The organism is Leptospira inadai serovar Lyme str. 10 (assembly GCF_000243675.2).
In the GTDB taxonomy this organism is placed as follows: Bacteria; Spirochaetota; Leptospiria; order Leptospirales; family Leptospiraceae; genus Leptospira_B; species Leptospira_B inadai.
Map to the genome: position 1 here is coordinate 814,141 of NZ_AHMM02000025.1, position 14,765 is coordinate 828,905.

15 protein-coding genes are annotated in these 14,765 nt (G+C 44.4%); 7 read left to right on the forward strand and 8 right to left on the reverse strand.

Going from position 1 to position 14,765, the window contains the following annotated elements:
• Positions 1-58: 58 nt before the first annotated feature.
• From LEP1GSC047_RS19580 to LEP1GSC047_RS19595, 4 genes are all read left to right on the forward strand, one after another.
• Complete coding sequence (locus LEP1GSC047_RS19580; protein ID WP_039935588.1) at positions 59-913, forward strand: ATP-binding protein; 855 nt, start codon at positions 59-61, stop codon at positions 911-913.
• On the forward strand, positions 913-1,362 hold the full coding sequence (folK, locus tag LEP1GSC047_RS19585) for a 2-amino-4-hydroxy-6-hydroxymethyldihydropteridine diphosphokinase (protein ID WP_010415730.1): 450 nt from the start codon (positions 913-915) through the stop codon (positions 1,360-1,362). Before LEP1GSC047_RS19580 ends, folK begins: the two co-directional genes overlap by 1 nt.
• Positions 1,359-2,159, forward strand: coding sequence for a 3-methyl-2-oxobutanoate hydroxymethyltransferase (panB, locus tag LEP1GSC047_RS19590; protein ID WP_020989016.1), 801 nt, complete (start codon positions 1,359-1,361; stop codon positions 2,157-2,159). The genes folK and panB overlap by 4 nt, the downstream gene beginning before the upstream one ends.
• Before the next feature lie 101 nt (positions 2,160-2,260).
• On the forward strand, positions 2,261-3,403 hold the full coding sequence (locus LEP1GSC047_RS19595) for an N-acetylneuraminate synthase family protein (protein WP_010415725.1): 1,143 nt from the start codon (positions 2,261-2,263) through the stop codon (positions 3,401-3,403).
• A 206-nt stretch (positions 3,404-3,609) separates the two neighbouring features.
• On the opposite strand, the gene LEP1GSC047_RS19600 is transcribed toward LEP1GSC047_RS19595, so the two are convergent.
• Positions 3,610-3,957, reverse strand: a complete 348-nt coding sequence (locus tag LEP1GSC047_RS19600; protein ID WP_039935834.1) for an Hpt domain-containing protein — start codon at positions 3,955-3,957, stop codon at positions 3,610-3,612.
• A gap of 168 nt (positions 3,958-4,125) precedes the next feature.
• On the opposite strand from LEP1GSC047_RS19600, the gene lpxA reads away from it, so the two are divergent.
• Positions 4,126-4,905 carry an acyl-ACP--UDP-N-acetylglucosamine O-acyltransferase gene (gene lpxA / locus LEP1GSC047_RS19605; RefSeq protein WP_010415721.1) on the forward strand — a complete coding sequence of 260 codons (780 nt, stop codon included), beginning with the start codon at positions 4,126-4,128 and terminating at the stop codon, positions 4,903-4,905.
• Positions 4,902-5,873 (forward strand): UDP-glucose 4-epimerase GalE, encoded by a 972-nt coding sequence (gene galE, locus LEP1GSC047_RS19610; protein ID WP_010415718.1) that lies wholly within the window; start codon positions 4,902-4,904, stop codon positions 5,871-5,873. The genes lpxA and galE overlap by 4 nt, the downstream gene beginning before the upstream one ends.
• Here the strand turns inward: galE and LEP1GSC047_RS19615 are convergent.
• From LEP1GSC047_RS19615 to LEP1GSC047_RS19625, 3 genes are all read right to left on the reverse strand, one after another.
• Positions 5,868-7,451 carry an aldehyde dehydrogenase family protein gene (locus LEP1GSC047_RS19615; RefSeq protein WP_010415716.1) on the reverse strand — a complete coding sequence of 528 codons (1,584 nt, stop codon included), beginning with the start codon at positions 7,449-7,451 and terminating at the stop codon, positions 5,868-5,870. The genes galE and LEP1GSC047_RS19615 overlap by 6 nt on opposite strands.
• Complete coding sequence (locus LEP1GSC047_RS19620; protein ID WP_020989027.1) at positions 7,448-8,827, reverse strand: proline dehydrogenase family protein; 1,380 nt, start codon at positions 8,825-8,827, stop codon at positions 7,448-7,450. The genes LEP1GSC047_RS19615 and LEP1GSC047_RS19620 overlap by 4 nt, the downstream gene beginning before the upstream one ends.
• Before the next feature lie 242 nt (positions 8,828-9,069).
• Positions 9,070-9,861: a M15 family metallopeptidase gene (locus LEP1GSC047_RS19625; RefSeq protein ID WP_010415710.1), complete on the reverse strand. Its 792-nt coding sequence runs from the start codon at positions 9,859-9,861 to the stop codon at positions 9,070-9,072.
• Between the two features lie 167 nt (positions 9,862-10,028).
• On the opposite strand from LEP1GSC047_RS19625, the gene LEP1GSC047_RS19630 reads away from it, so the two are divergent.
• Positions 10,029-10,373, forward strand: coding sequence for a TIGR04452 family lipoprotein (locus LEP1GSC047_RS19630; RefSeq protein ID WP_010415709.1), 345 nt, complete (start codon positions 10,029-10,031; stop codon positions 10,371-10,373).
• 57 nt (positions 10,374-10,430) lie between these two features.
• Here the strand turns inward: LEP1GSC047_RS19630 and recG are convergent, their stop codons facing one another.
• Genes recG through LEP1GSC047_RS19650 form a run of 4 tightly spaced genes read right to left on the reverse strand, consistent with a single transcriptional unit; the run spans position 10,431 to position 14,608 of the window.
• Complete coding sequence (gene recG, locus LEP1GSC047_RS19635) at positions 10,431-12,551, reverse strand: ATP-dependent DNA helicase RecG (protein WP_020988975.1); 2,121 nt, start codon at positions 12,549-12,551, stop codon at positions 10,431-10,433.
• Positions 12,532-12,933: a hypothetical protein gene (locus LEP1GSC047_RS19640; protein WP_010415707.1), complete on the reverse strand. Its 402-nt coding sequence runs from the start codon at positions 12,931-12,933 to the stop codon at positions 12,532-12,534. The genes recG and LEP1GSC047_RS19640 overlap by 20 nt, the downstream gene beginning before the upstream one ends.
• A complete protein-coding gene (locus LEP1GSC047_RS19645; RefSeq protein WP_010415706.1) occupies positions 12,930-13,607 on the reverse strand; it encodes a hypothetical protein in 678 nt (225 codons plus the stop codon). The genes LEP1GSC047_RS19640 and LEP1GSC047_RS19645 overlap by 4 nt, the downstream gene beginning before the upstream one ends.
• Positions 13,608-13,609: 2 nt before the next feature.
• Complete coding sequence (locus LEP1GSC047_RS19650; protein ID WP_010415705.1) at positions 13,610-14,608, reverse strand: metallophosphoesterase family protein; 999 nt, start codon at positions 14,606-14,608, stop codon at positions 13,610-13,612.
• Between the last annotated feature and the right edge of the window lie 157 nt (positions 14,609-14,765).

The window sequence follows — 14,765 nt, forward strand, 5'->3', positions numbered from 1 at the left end:
TCCATTCGATTTTTCTTTCTTTCTCTCTCTTCTGACCCTTTCATACTGGGTCTGAAGCATGAACTTGAACGATTTAACCCCGATTCGGGCAGGATCTCCCAGCTGTAAAATTTGCGGAGGAGTGGGTTTTCTTTTGGAGGAAAACGTTAGAAACTCTTCCTCGGGAGTTTTATTACTCTGCTCTTGCATGAGCGAATCCTGTCGAACCTGTGATTCGAAAGGCAGACCTCCTTTCATGGTTTATGATGAAAGTCAAAATAGGATGATGTCCTGCGTCTGTCACGATGCCCGCATCGAATTGGACCGCATCGAGGCTTTGGTTAAGAAAGCGGGGATTCCTGCAAAGTATAGATATCGAACCCTGGATAGAATGGACACCAGCGAGATGTCCTTTTTGATCGCCCACGATTGGGCTCACGAATTGGTCATGAAATGGGAGGGACGAGGAAGGTCGGCTCAGGGTTTGTATCTTTGGGGAAACACCGGATCGGGAAAAACGTTGCTCGCCTGCGCCATATTAAACGAATTAATTTTACGTTATGGAATGGAATGCAAATACGCTAAAATCAACCGGGATTTTCTTTCTGCGATCCGCGATACCTATCAAAAAGAGAGCGAGATCCACGGAATGGAACAGACGATCAAAAGACAATTCATGGAAGTGGAAGTTCTGGTATTGGACGATTTCGGTGCCAACAAAGAATCGGATTGGGCGAATTCCCAACTTTATGATTTAATCGATTCCAGGTACGAGGAGGAGAAAGTCACGGTACTGACCTCGAATATCTCCTTGTCCGATTGGAAAGACAAGGCTGAGGGTAGAATCTTTTCCCGCTTAATGGAGATGACCAAGGAAATCCATCTGGATTGTCCCGATTACCGACTCAGTCATTCGGTTCACACGGAGGCATAATGGAACACCATGCATTTATCTGTCTCGGCGCAAATCTCGCGGATCGAGAGGCTTCCCTCAAGGAAGCGATTCGCAGGATTGCAGCCCGCACGGATATGAAGATTCTTCGTAAGGGAACTCCGTTGAATACGGCCGCTTTGGAAGTTACCGATCAGCCGGACTTTCTAAATCAACTCGTCGAAATCGTAACTTCTCTTTCACCTCACGATCTACTCGACGTGCTTCTCGGAATCGAAACCGACATGGGCAGGATACGAACGAAAGACAAAGGGCCGCGGACGATCGATATCGATATATTATCTTACGATCGACTCAGGCTACATGAAAAGGGATTACATTTACCCCATCATAGTCTATACACTCGTCCCTTCATTCAGGAATTATTGAAAGAGTTAGGCGAAGAATCCCTAGGGGATTCTTTCGGAAATCCGGAGGAGGGAATCGTATGAGAGACGTGCATAAAATATTTCCGAAAGGAAAGAAACCTCTCGAAAAAAAAATTTCCGTTCTGACCTGCTACGATTATATTTTCGCCCGGATCTTAGGCGAAGCCGGTGTGGATTGTCTATTGGTAGGGGATACTCTCGGAGTAGTCGTTCAGGGAAATCGAACCACGCTATCCGTAACACTGGACGAAATGATTTATCACGCTAAAATGGTTCGGAGAGGAGCTCCCAACTCTTTTATCGTCGTCGATTTACCCTTTCTGTCCTACCAAGTTTCCTTGGAAGAAGGAATTCGTTCGGCGGGACGGATCATGAAGGAAACGGATTGCGATGCCGTGAAATTCGAAGGCGGTGGTCCGGAAATTTCGGATCTCATTTATAAATTGGAAAGGATCGGCATTCCCGTTATGGGACATATAGGATTGACGCCTCAATCCGTGAACGCTTTCGGAGGGCATAAAATTCAGGGTAAGGCCGAGGAAGATAAAACCCGTCTGATAAACGAAGCAAAAGCAATTTCGGAAGCCGGAGCTTTTGCGATGGTACTGGAGTTGATACCTTCGGCTTTGGCATCGGCGATCAGTTCTTCCGTTCCAGTACCGACTATCGGCATCGGAGCCGGGGCCTCCACCGACGGCCAAGTGTTGGTTCTTTATGATTTTTTAGGATTAAACAAAGACTTTCATCCTAAATTTCTAAAAACGTACATGAACGGCTTTGCCGACGCATCCGAAGCCGTTAGAAATTACATAAAAGAAGTCTCTACCGGAATTTTTCCCGGCCCGGAACATTCTCATTGAGCCTTTTCCCGCGGATTTCTTGACGTTCCGAGTATAACATAGAGCCTGGAATGAGAATGGCTCCCGATCCGGGGGCATGCCCGTAATCGGGCGGAGGCTACGTGGACATAGTCGAACTCGAGAAAGGATATCCGGAAACCGAGGCCAAGATCAAGGCTTTAGCCGGGGAATGCGGTAATCAAACGGAGATTATCCGCGGTGCTGTCGTATCGGACACCATCCATTTCATTGGAGATACTCGTAAAATCTCCGAAAAAGAGGGCTATGTGAAGGAACTCCCGGGAGTCACTCGTATTTGGAACGTATCGCTCCCTTATAAGAACATCGCGCGAACGGCAGCTGGTAAGAACGGAGAAGTCGTGCATCGTGAAAACCGAATTGTCGAAGTTAAGGGTCAGGATGGACTCGTTCGCAAATTCGGAACCGGAAAACATATCTTCCTCGTAGGTCCGGATTCTCCTCAGACATACGATCAAACGGTTACTATCGCAAAGCAGGCGGTGGAAATCGGAAAGAAATTCGGAATCTTGGATCGAATTATTTTCCGAGGTGGTGCGTTTAAACCCAGAACCAGACCCACGGATTGGAGAGGAATGGGCTGGGACGGTATCAAACTTTTGGATCGGGTAAAAGAAGAGACGGGACTTCCCTATGTGACCGAGGTAATGGATCATACGATGGCGGAAGAAGTCTCCAAGCACGCGGATATGATCCAGATAGGAACTCGGAACGCTCAGGATTTCGAACTCCTGGAAGCGGTGGGCCGCACCGGGAAGCCCGTCATTTTAAAGAGAGGGTTCGGGAACGAAGCCATCGAATGGTTTTCCGCCGCCGAATATATCGCTAATCAAGGAAATTTGAATATTATTCTTTGTGAAAGAGGGGTCAAAACCCTTTTTATTAAGGAAGGCTACTGTAGAAACACTCCGGATTTAAACGTAATTACCCACGCGAAAAATCAGACGATTTTACCCGTAATTTTCGACCCAAGTCATGTGGCGGGAGACGATAAAATTGTGGTTTCGAATCTTTTGGCCTCCTTACCGTTTAATCCGGACGGTTCGATAACGGAAACTCTTCATGTGGAGGAGTTCCGTAAGGAGCAGATGTGCGACGCAGCCCAAGCCCTTTTGATGAGCTTGTACGAAAAAACCGTCGAAGCGATTCTCACTTACGAGGAAAAAATCAGGCCGATAACCGACCAAGTTGATTCCTATTTTTTGGAACGAAAGGGTAAAAAATAAAACTGCCCTCGTTTCCCCGTTTTAATCGAATCGAATTGGTCCGAATATGGCTTTGGCCGACAATCCGTGCCACTGGGCGATATCCGTACTAAATTTCAAAGGAGAGGTCTAGGAATATTATGATTTATTGAATTAGATGGTCGGTCGATTGCCGAGGTCCTCGAATTTTGCTATCTAGGAATCTGCGGTTCTCTTATCGATTTTACTCATTCAGGAAATTTCGGAGCTAATTCGTCTTTCGTTTTTTCCCAGAGTTCCGGTAATTCCGCGCATAATTTCAAGCTTCCGGTCAAATCCCCGTCTTTCAATTTTGCTTCCGCATCGGTGACGGAAGTTTGCAATCCGATCAGGCCGAAATTGGCGGCGACGCCTTTTGTTTGATGTAATTCAGCCTTTAGCTCGTTAGGTTTCTCTTCCGCTATGAATGATTTTATATTTTCCAAGCGAGTGTTCATATTCTTACGCAGGGAGCGAACCATCTCTTCCAGCCAAAGCTTGTCCTCTTCGTCGTTTCCCTGTTTTAAAGATTCCAAACGAGACCAATCTATTAACATACTAAATCCCTCGAAAAGAAAAAGTCTTTGTCGACGATTCGAATTCGTAGCCAATATCGAACGCGGTTCGGAGCAACGAAACCAATCCTTCTCCCCCATTTATTTATAGCTTGAATAAAAAATCCAGGTCGTTTTTCGTATTCTCGAAGATTTAAGAGGCGAAACAGAATGAAAATTCACCCTACAGCCATCGTCGATTCGAAGGCTGAATTGCACGAATCCGTCGAAGTGGGAGCGTATACGATCATCGAAAAGGACGTGGTCGTCGGCGAAGGAACAATTATCGAAACTGGAGCCCGCATTTTCTCCGGAACGAAATTCGGCAAATTTAATCATGTTTATCACGGAGCAGTCATCGGAGTCGTTCCCCAGGATTTAGGGTTCGATCCAAATACCCCGACTAAAACCCTCATCGGTGACAATAACACATTTAAGGAATATTCCAATATCCATCGCGGAACCAAGACCGACTCTCCGACTATAATCGGAAACCGGAACTACATAATGGGGAATGCGCATGTAGGCCACGACTGTATCGTGGGCGACGATAATATTCTAACTCATGGACTGGTGTTGGCCGGTCACGTTACGGTCGGAAATAAAGCGTTTATTTCCGGCTTGGTTGCAGTTCATCAGTTTTGCTTTGTCGGGGACTATGCGATGGTTGCAGGTTGCGCGAAGGTGGTTCAGGATGTTCCGCCGTTTACGACGGCCGACGGTAATCCTTGTACTATTATCGGACTAAATACGGTCGGTTTAAAGCGGGGAGGTTTTTCTCCCGAAATTAGGGCCGCGATTAAACAGGCATATAAAGTCATCTATCATTCCGGAATGAATTATCGTCAGGCGATAGAGGCATTAGAGAAACAAGGAAATCATTCTCCGGAAGTTCAAAGCATTATCGCATTTTTTAAAAACAGCGATCGCGGAGTCATGGATCACCGGTGAGGATCCTCGTTACCGGGGGAGCCGGTTATATAGGAAGTCATGTCGTCGCGCTTCTATTAGAGAAAAATTATGAAGTTCTGATCGTGGATAACATGGAAAAGGGGAATGAGAAGAATCTTTTTCCTAAAGCGGAGTTTTTGCACGGGGACATCCACGACCGCGGAATTTTAGAGAAGGCCTTCTCTAAAAAAATAGAGGCGGTTTTTCATTTTGCCGCATGGAAGGCCGCCGGCGAATCGATGACCGATCCTAATAAATACGCTTTGAATAATATTGCGGGTTCTATTCAGCTTCTGACTTTCATGGAGGAGGTTGGAACGAAAAATTTCGTATTTTCCTCCTCGGCTGCCGTTTACGGCGCCCCGCAGTACCTTCCCTTAGACGAATCTCATCCTTTGCAGCCGGAAAATTATTACGGTTACACGAAGTTGGCCATCGAAGAAAACTTGAGATGGTATGATCGACTGAAAGGGTTTAAATACGCCGCTCTTCGATATTTCAACGCCGCCGGTTACGATCCGCAGGGTAGAATCTTAGGACTTGAAAAAACTCCGGCGAATTTATTACCGATCGTAATGGAGGCGGCCGTCGGGATGAGATCCCAAATGGAGGTATTCGGAACCGATTATGATACTCCTGACGGAAGTTGTGTTCGGGATTATATCCATGTAAGTGATTTGGCTTCGGCTCACGTTTTGAGTTTGGAATATCTTTTGAGCGAAGGCAAATCCTTGACGGTCAATTTAGGAACCGGGATAGGGCATTCAGTATTAGAGATTCTTAAATTAGCTGAAGAAGTGATCGGCAAACCGATCCCGTACAAGATATCCGGTCGTCGCGCGGGCGATCCCGCTAAATTATGGGCAAAGGCGGAACTTGCCGAAAAGCTTCTGGGCTGGAAGTGCGTTTACAGCGATCCTAAGGTGATACTCGAAACTAGCTGGAAAGTTTATAAGGACTTGTTATAGTTCCGGAATAAAACCGCGGCGCATCGTGTTTTCGGTTATGCAAACCGGCTCTAAAAATTGCTTTAAATAATCCGGGCCGCCGGCCTTGGCTCCGACGCCGGAGAGTTTAAATCCGCCGAACGGTTGTCTATCCACGATCGCTCCCGTAATCGATCGATTAATGTACAGGTTTCCGACTTCGAAAGAGTTTTTAGCCAATATTATATTATTAGGATTTCGTGAATAAATTCCGCCGGTCAAGGCGTAATCGACTCCGTTCGCATATGCGATAGCTTCCTTAAAATTGCGAACTTTAAACAAAGTCACGATGGGTGCAAAGAATTCGGATTGTCCTAACTCGGAATTAAAATCGTCGCTTTCCAAGAGCAACGGATCTACGAAATGCCCCTGAGATTTTAAACCGGGAGAGATTTCCAATTTTTGGTATATGTTTGAATCGAATTTTTTCGATAATCTTTCGATCCTTTCTTTAGATTCGGCATCGATGACGGGTCCGATCTTTGTGGAGGGATCTTCCGGCGGACCGGCCTTCAAGGACAGTAACGCTTCGGAAAATCGTTTGCGAAAAATATCATAGCAAGAGTCCAAGACGATCAATCTGGAAAGAGCGCTGCATTTCTGTCCCTGGAAACCGAATGCGGATTGAAGGGCTCCTGCCACGGCTTCGTCCAGATCCGCATCCTCATCCACGATGATCGCGTTTTTTCCGCCCATTTCCGCAACGACACGTTTGATAAATTTCAAATTCAACCCGGAAGTTTCGCGTATCATTTGCAATCCGACGGCCCTAGATCCCGTAAAATTAACTGTGTGAACTTTCGGATGATTGACTAAGTAAGATCCGATCTCTTCCCCCTTGCCGGGCAAAAATTGAAGAGCTTCCGCCGGAACTCCTGCCTCGATTAGGATTTTAAATAAAGTCCAAGCGATGGCGGAGGATTGTTCCGCCGGTTTCATAATAACGGTATTTCCGGTGACTAAAGGCGCTACCGTCATTCCGCAAAGAATCGCCAACGGAAAATTCCAGGGGGCGATTATCGCAGTGACTCCTCTAGGGCGATATAAAAATGCGTTATCTTCTCCTTCAAGATTTCTTAATCTAGGAAAGGCGAGCTTGTCCGATTCCTGCGCATAAAATTCGCAGAAATCGATCGCTTCCGCAATTTCTGCGTCGGTGTCCTTGACGCCTTTACCTACTTCCAGCAATATCAATGCGGTGAGTTCATCTTTAGATTTACGTAATATTCTAGCGGCATTGCGGAGGATCGCGCTTCTTTCCGACGGGTCCCTTTCTTTCCAGGTTTTCGAAAAATCGGAGCATATGGAAACCGCTTGTTCCGCCAAATCCCTGTTTGCGTATCCGATCGTTGCCACCGTTTCGCTCAAATTTGCGGGGTTTAGAGCCGCATGCGTTTCGGATACCGAAATAGTCTTTCCGTTGATGATAGGAAAGACTCGGAGAGGAAATCGATTTCGAATTTCACGCAATCCTTTGTTTAGCTTCTCCCTTTCATCTTGGAGGGAAAAATCTCGAATTGGCTCGTTCTTCAAAGCTTGCGATTCGGTTCCAAAGTTCATGCGTTTGCCTTCTTATGAATGTCTAAAAGCTTGATTCTATCAGTTTTTTTGGAATAAATGTTCTTCAAAAAACCTTCGTTAGTAGAGTTTTCTAATAATCTTCGAACTAGATATGCCATACCGGGAATGACCTCCCCTACCGGAGAGTATTCCCTAACACCTATTCCTAATTTTATGAGCGCCTTTTTGTAAGGATCTCCCATTCCGTAGAGCATTTGAATTTCATAATCTTCTTTCGGAATTTTTAATTCGTCGGATAAGGTAAGGGCATAAGCGATGCTTCGAATATTATGAGTTGCGAAAGCGGGAAAAATATGAGGGTGAGATTTTAAAAGTAGTTCCGTACATTGCTCGTAGTTGATGTCCGTTTCGATTTTAGTGAGAAATACGGGAGGCTCCCATCCTTTTTGTCTGGATTGGACTATTTCGTATTCCCAATATGCGCCTTTTACCAATCTTACGGTTAGTGGATATTTTCGATTTTTAGAAATTTCTATGACTCTATTTAGGTCTCGTAAAGAGCTTCGAAGATAGGCCTGTATGACTAGACCGAAATGTCGGTAATCCTGAAATCGGGTTTCGGAAAATAGCTCCAGTGCCGCGGTCAGTATGATTTCTTTCGTTTCATATTGCTCTAAATCCAGGTTTACGAAAATATTCTTGGACATTGCCGATTCGAAAATAGGTCGTAATCTATCCTTCAATACGGCAACCGATCGGTCGAATGCCAAAGGATCGAGTTGAGAGTAAAGAGCGGAGCATTTTACGGATACGTTCCCGTCGGCTTTCCTATTCGGTAAAAATGAGCTTAGTACTCGAAGTTTTCCATCGTCGGAAATATCTTTTATTAGAGTCAGATATTTTTGCGAATATTCGGAGGCTTCGTTCTCCGAAAGAACCGCTTCCCCCAGAATATCGATCGTATTTGATATTCCGATTTTATAACGTTCATATATCGTCTTTTTGGCTTTCCCATAATTCTTTCCCACTATAAAGAATCGGGCAAAGAAAAGGATCATTTTTCCGGTGATTCGGGAGAGTATGAAGGAAGAGAACGGATTCGATAAGAGCGCCTTTAATCCGAATTTAAATAGGCTCGGAAGTTCGGTCGGGCTTTCGATAAAGTATAAGCGAATATGATCCGAGATTTGCTTCCAGGTTTTTAAAGTGGGAAAAACGTCCGCAAAACGGAAGGCTTGGACTTTCAAGTTGGGTCGGTCATCCAAAACGGAAAGCGATTTGGAAAAAAAGGAATAAGAACTAAAGATCGGTGTCTCGAACTTATCGCTGGTCGAAAAGAGAGTAATTCCTTTTTGAATTACCTTTTCGTTTAACGAAACGATTTCTTCGGACATGATATCGGTTTTCACATTCATGGTGCCAATAATTCTTAGACCGCCTTTATGCTTTAGAACGTTTCGGGTTCCCGTAAGCGATAAATTTAGAAGGAGATCTTTCCCGAAAATCGAACCTTTCTAAAAACAGGCAAAGAAGAATATTTTCTTTTCGTTTTTTTTCTTCGGAATAAAGGAAAACTAGATAAAAATTAAAATATTCGAAACAAACTTTTTACGCGCATGTGATTTAAACGGGTGAAAGTTCGTTTTTCGGTCGTTATTTAGCGAATCGACTGACAATTCGGATTTACAGCTTGGACGTATTCGAGAGGCGACTCTCCTAGGACCTCCGAGCCCTGGAATTTTCCGGAAAGATTTAAGGTTCCTTTTTTATAGGCCTCTTCCCAATCTTTTTGAAATCGGTTCGCTAATTTTGCGTAAGACCAATGCCATTTTTCCTCGTTGTATCCCTTATTCCCTCGTTCCGACTTCGGTGAATAAGGCTGACAGAAGCCGTATTTTGCGGCGTTTTTCGTCATCCAACTATATAGTTTTTCCCCACGTCCACCTTTCTCAAAATAAGAATTTTCTAAAGCGTTTAAATCTATATCCGTTCCCCAATGATGGCGGGACGTTCCCGGTGCGCTTGAAAATTCCAAGATTAACGAAACGATTTGGTTAGGAGATTTTCCCTGAACGGCCTCTCTCATTTTTCGTTTTCCGGTGAACTTATCTTCCCATATTCCTTTTTGATCATTGAAGGAACGTTGCGCCGATACGATGAACGGAATTTGCCTTTCTTCCGGATGATCCTTCTTATAAGCCTCGATTAATCGCAGATAGGCGTTCAAGGTTTCTTTTCGTAAAAGGAAGACGCGCGTATCACCGGGGTTTTTATACGAGGTCAGAATTTTTTCGGAAGGGTACTGTCCGATTAGATAGGAGATCTGCGATTGTCCTAAATAAGGATCCGCATCGCTTTCCGCAAATCCGTAATGAGCGAATAAATAGAGGGTCGATAAGACTGCAAAAAAAAGACAAAACTTGAGGATCCGCGAACTCATATTTTCCATCTTATCCCGGACAAAGAGAGAGAAAAGGGATTTTTGTAAACCGTAATGAACCTTTCCTTTTATGCTAAGCAAAAAATCAACGAATCCGATTCGATTCAGCAAGAAATTTGGATTGAAGTTCATTTAAAAACAGAAATTTCTTGTAAAAACTATTTAGGAGATTTCGGATGAAACGACTCGTCATTCTTTTTCTACCGCTTGCGCTATTTACGAATTGCTATGTGATAGACAAGATCGGACTTACTATCCCTGAGAAAGTAAAAGGAGACGAGGCTAAGAATAGGATCGTAACGAGCGCCGTTATCGGTGCATCCGTAAATCCAAACTCTTCTTCGATTATTGCCCTGGTCTCCTATCAACTCGCGAATGTGGACGAAAGCAAATATTATAATAAAGCGGACGTCGACGACTGCGCAAACCGGGCTCTTCTGATTAACCTAAGTTCGCTTAAGATCGGCGGATTCGACTGTAATTTGGCGGCGGATAAGATAATTATCCCCTACGTTTACTAAACTTTCATAAAGAACTAGACGCTGCCGAAAGCTTTCGAACGGAAACTTCGAAGGCTTTCAATTCGAAAACAGGAGAGCCCCTTCCGTAAACCGATTCGAGATCTCGTATTTTTCAAGATCCCCGATGCTTCCGAATTTTTCGGCGTCTTCCCTGCTGACTTCTATCCATTCCCTATCTTCTCTCAAATCGGCGATTCTAAAGTCGGGCAGACCGCTTTGACGAACCCCCAGGAGTTCTCCGGGACCTCGTAATTTAAGATCCGCTTCGGATAAAACAAAGCCGTCGTCCGAATCCAATAGAGCTTGGATTCTATACTTGGCTTCCTCGGTAGTTTGCGACTCCGTTAAGAGAATACAAAAACTTTCATGACTTCCCCGACCGACTCTTCCGCGAAGCTGGTGAAGTTGAGAGATTCCGAAGCGATCCGCATGTTCGATAACCATCACCGACGCATTGGGTACATCGACTCCCACTTCGATGACCGTCGTACTGACTAAAATCTGTACGGTGTTTTGCTGAAACGATTTCATCACTCTGTCTTTTTCCGCGGCATCCAATTTACCGTGGAGTAGGCCGACGGAAAATTCAGGAAATACTTCTTTGCGAAGAGTTTCGTATCCTTCGATACAGGACTTGAGATCCGATTTTTCGGACTCTTCCACTAACGGATAAACGATATAACATTGGCGTCCTTGGGTTACGTATTTGCGAATCGAGTTGTACACTCCGCTTCTTCTATCATTCGTAAACCAATGCGTTTTAATCGGCTTTCTGCCGGCGGGTCTATTCCGGAGAGTAACAAGTTCCAGATCGCCGTATAAGGTTAAGCAAAGAGTTCTTGGAATCGGAGTAGCCGTCATTGCGAGAATATCCGGATTTTTTCCCTTGGCTCTAAGCTTTTCCCTTTGTTCCACTCCGAACTTATGTTGCTCGTCGATAACGACTAAACCGAGATCCTTGAATTCTACGTCGTCTTGAAATACGCTATGAGTTCCGATGATAAACGAAGATTCTCCCTTTTTGATTCGGTATAATTTTTCCGCGCGAGCCTTCTTGGGTTCTTTACCGACCAAAATCTCGATTCCCAAAAAAGGCATATTCCCTAAGAAATTCAGGATAGTTTGATAATGTTGCCGGGCCAGGATCTCCGTCGGCGCGACCATGCATACTTGGATATTATTATCCGTGTAACGAAGAGCCGTTAACAATGCGACAAGAGTCTTTCCGGAGCCTACGTCGCCCTGCAAAAGGAAGGCCGCGGGTCTATCGGTCTTGGTACCTTCCTCGATCTTGGTCAGACTTTCTTTTTGATCCTTCGTAAGTTGGAAAGGTAGATTAGGAATTAGGCTCTTTGCAGTCGGTGATTCGGGTAAAGGCCAAAATACGCGGGGAATTTTTGCCCGTTGGGATTTCTTATACTCTATTAGCAAATTAAAATAATATAATTCTTCGTACTTGAATCTCGTCCTGGCTTTCAGTAAATTCCCGTCTTCCGTGGGGAAATGTATCTCTTTAAACGCAATCGCTCGTTGTAAAAGATTTCTTTTAGTAACGACTTCTTTGGGGAGAATTTCCGGTATTTTCCCATCCAAAGTTTCCAGCGCATGAAATACCAGCCGTCTTAGTCCCCTAGAGTCCAAATGCTCTTCGCGAAGAGCCTCCGTAGTGGAATAAAGCGGTATGATTCTTCCCGTATGAATCGATTCCGGCAGGTCTTCCCCGCTTAATTCGGCGTTGCCTCCGTAAGAAAGAACTTCGTAATCCGGATGAATTAATTGAAAACCGCGAAAGTATTCCAATTTGCCGGTCGCCGCAATCAGCAGACCCGACTGTAATATTCTTCGAAAATATTGAATTCCTTTAAAGAACACGAGGTTGACCGACTCGTTATTTTTAGTTTTAGCGGAAACTACAAGTCTGGATTTTCTACCGTGAGCAAGATAAGAATCGATTATTTCTAAAATAAGGGTTACCGATTCTCCTTGTTTCAGGAGAATATTTTCGGTAAGATTTCGATCCAAGTATTTGCGAGGAAACCAAAGCAGAAGGTCTTGGAGTGTTTTTATTCCTATGGTTTCTAGGACTTCCTGCTTCCTCGGTCCTACACCTTTTAAAATTCCGACCGGACTGGATAATCCGACAGTGACGGTTTTTTTTTCAGAGGCCGAGTTCTTCATCCTGGATAGGTCGTGGTGGAGGAGAGTCTTTTACGATTTCCTCTTTTACGGGACTCGAATCATCCAATCCGAGGTAACAATATCGGCAACCATAAATCCGAGCCTGTCGTTTGGCGCCGGGGCTCGCCGGTTCGAAAAGTACCGCATAAAGGTATTCGTGCTTTTCCAATAATCTCCCGCATACGGGACAAATTCTCGGTCTAGGAAGATTCGGATCCCAATTCCCGCCATAGACTTTTTTGGGATCCCCATATTCCGCGTTTCCATCTTTTTTTCGGAGAGAATCTTTCTTGTCCATGCGCTTGGTATCGACCGAATATAATGCATGAAAAAACAAGGCCGCAGCGCCTAGAGCCGCAACCAAGGTCAGAAAGGTAATCATTGCTTTAGATAATCCTTAATTTTGGCGGCCATCGAACCGGGCAATTTGATCCCCTTCTCCTCCAATCTTCCCGCATATTTGTGAAACGAATACGTATGTTGAGAGGAAACTATTATTCCGTCGAAGCACTCTTCCACTGATTTCGAAATGCTGGCCCAAAGAGGAAGTCGTTCCGAAATCATATTTTCGTATCTATGCAAAAGTTTGCGATTCACTCCTCTGCAAATCGATCGATAAAAACAGAATCGGATGATCAATGCGGAGGATTCGTTTCCGTCCGCGATATCTTTTTCGAGTTGATTGAGGTTGATGCAATCTACGATTTCCAATTTGTAAGCGTTGGAATTATGTTCGAACGTGACCAAATTCAAAAACATATGCTTAAATAAGGAGATCTTATAGCAATTTTCCAGGCCGCACTCGCCCATTTTACTATCTTCGCAACGAGTATACATTACGATATCCGTGTCGGAATCGACGGTCGCCTGACCGAAGTTAAGCGATCCAAGAATATCGAATGCGACTTCGTCTCCTCCGTAATTGATCAGTTTGGAGAATTTTTTGAAATCTTCGATTCGTTCCCTGGATATTTTAGTTTCATGCGACCTGAAGAATTTCTTTAAGCCGATGAACTTTTTTATCGTTTCGCTATCTTTAAAACCGGGAAGTGTCATTTTTAACGGATAAAATCTTCCGCCGATACTTCCGAATCAGGATTGGCCCGGATAAGCGAAAGCTTATCCCCGGAGCAATCGATATCGAGAAGCCAGCGGATAGAGTGATCCGATAGTCTATTTAATTTTACGTTTTTTACAAGATCGTTTTCTATTTCTATCTCGGTAAAGAATCCGCCCGGTTGAAAACCGAAAACGGAATCCACGGGACCAAAATTGGAGGGATTTAGAAAAATCGTTTTTCCTTTTTTTATGATTCCTTGATCCTCATGAACGTGGCCGGAAACCACTAAAGACGGGCTATTTTCGTCCAAATACCTGCGAATTCCTTGCGATCCTACATGCCCAAAACTCGGAATTTTATCCAAATATCCGAAAGCCGGGTTATGTATCACGACAACGTCCGGTTTTTCTTCGTTCAGGAAATCCTCCGGTTCGCTGTAACTTTTTCCGTTTCGATTATATTCGTGAAATTTAACGGCTAATTTTTCCGGAATCCCGGAAGTGATGATAGGAGCGCCGCCGTACCCCGCGAATTTTAGTCCGTCCATTTCGAACGTTTTTCTATGTAGGTCTCTTTCGTACAGAGCGGTATATTGAAGATCGATATCGTAGTTGCCCGGCAATAGATGAACGGCGGCTTTCGCGTATTTTTGTATGATTATTTCGATGAGCTCGTACTTTTCCTTCATCGTTTTGGAAGCCTGATTAAAGAGTCTTCGGTATTCGTGCGATTTTTCTATGACTGCGGCGGGGTATTTTTCCGGAAAGCGGACCGCTCGGGTCGCATAATCGTAAGGATTAATTTCTTCTTTTTGGTCCTCCGTGATCAAATACATCTCTTCTTGGAGGGTTACGAATTCGATAATGCGTTCCGGATTGAAGAAAGCCTTGTAAATGATGTCTCCGGAAAAAAGGTACAAATCACACTCGGTTCCGAGTAAGACTTCTTTTAGGCCTCGGAGGCCGTCATGAATGTCCGTGAGGTAAATTATCTTCATTAAGATCCTTTCCTTTCGCACGGAAAACCGACTGAACGCCGTTCAAGCGGTAATCAAACTAATTCTCCAAAGCCGCCAAAGAATGTCCAATCAGAAACCTAATTTTACCGCTCAAACTTTTTTAAGAATTTCCGGAAGAGTTATTTGAAATCTAGAA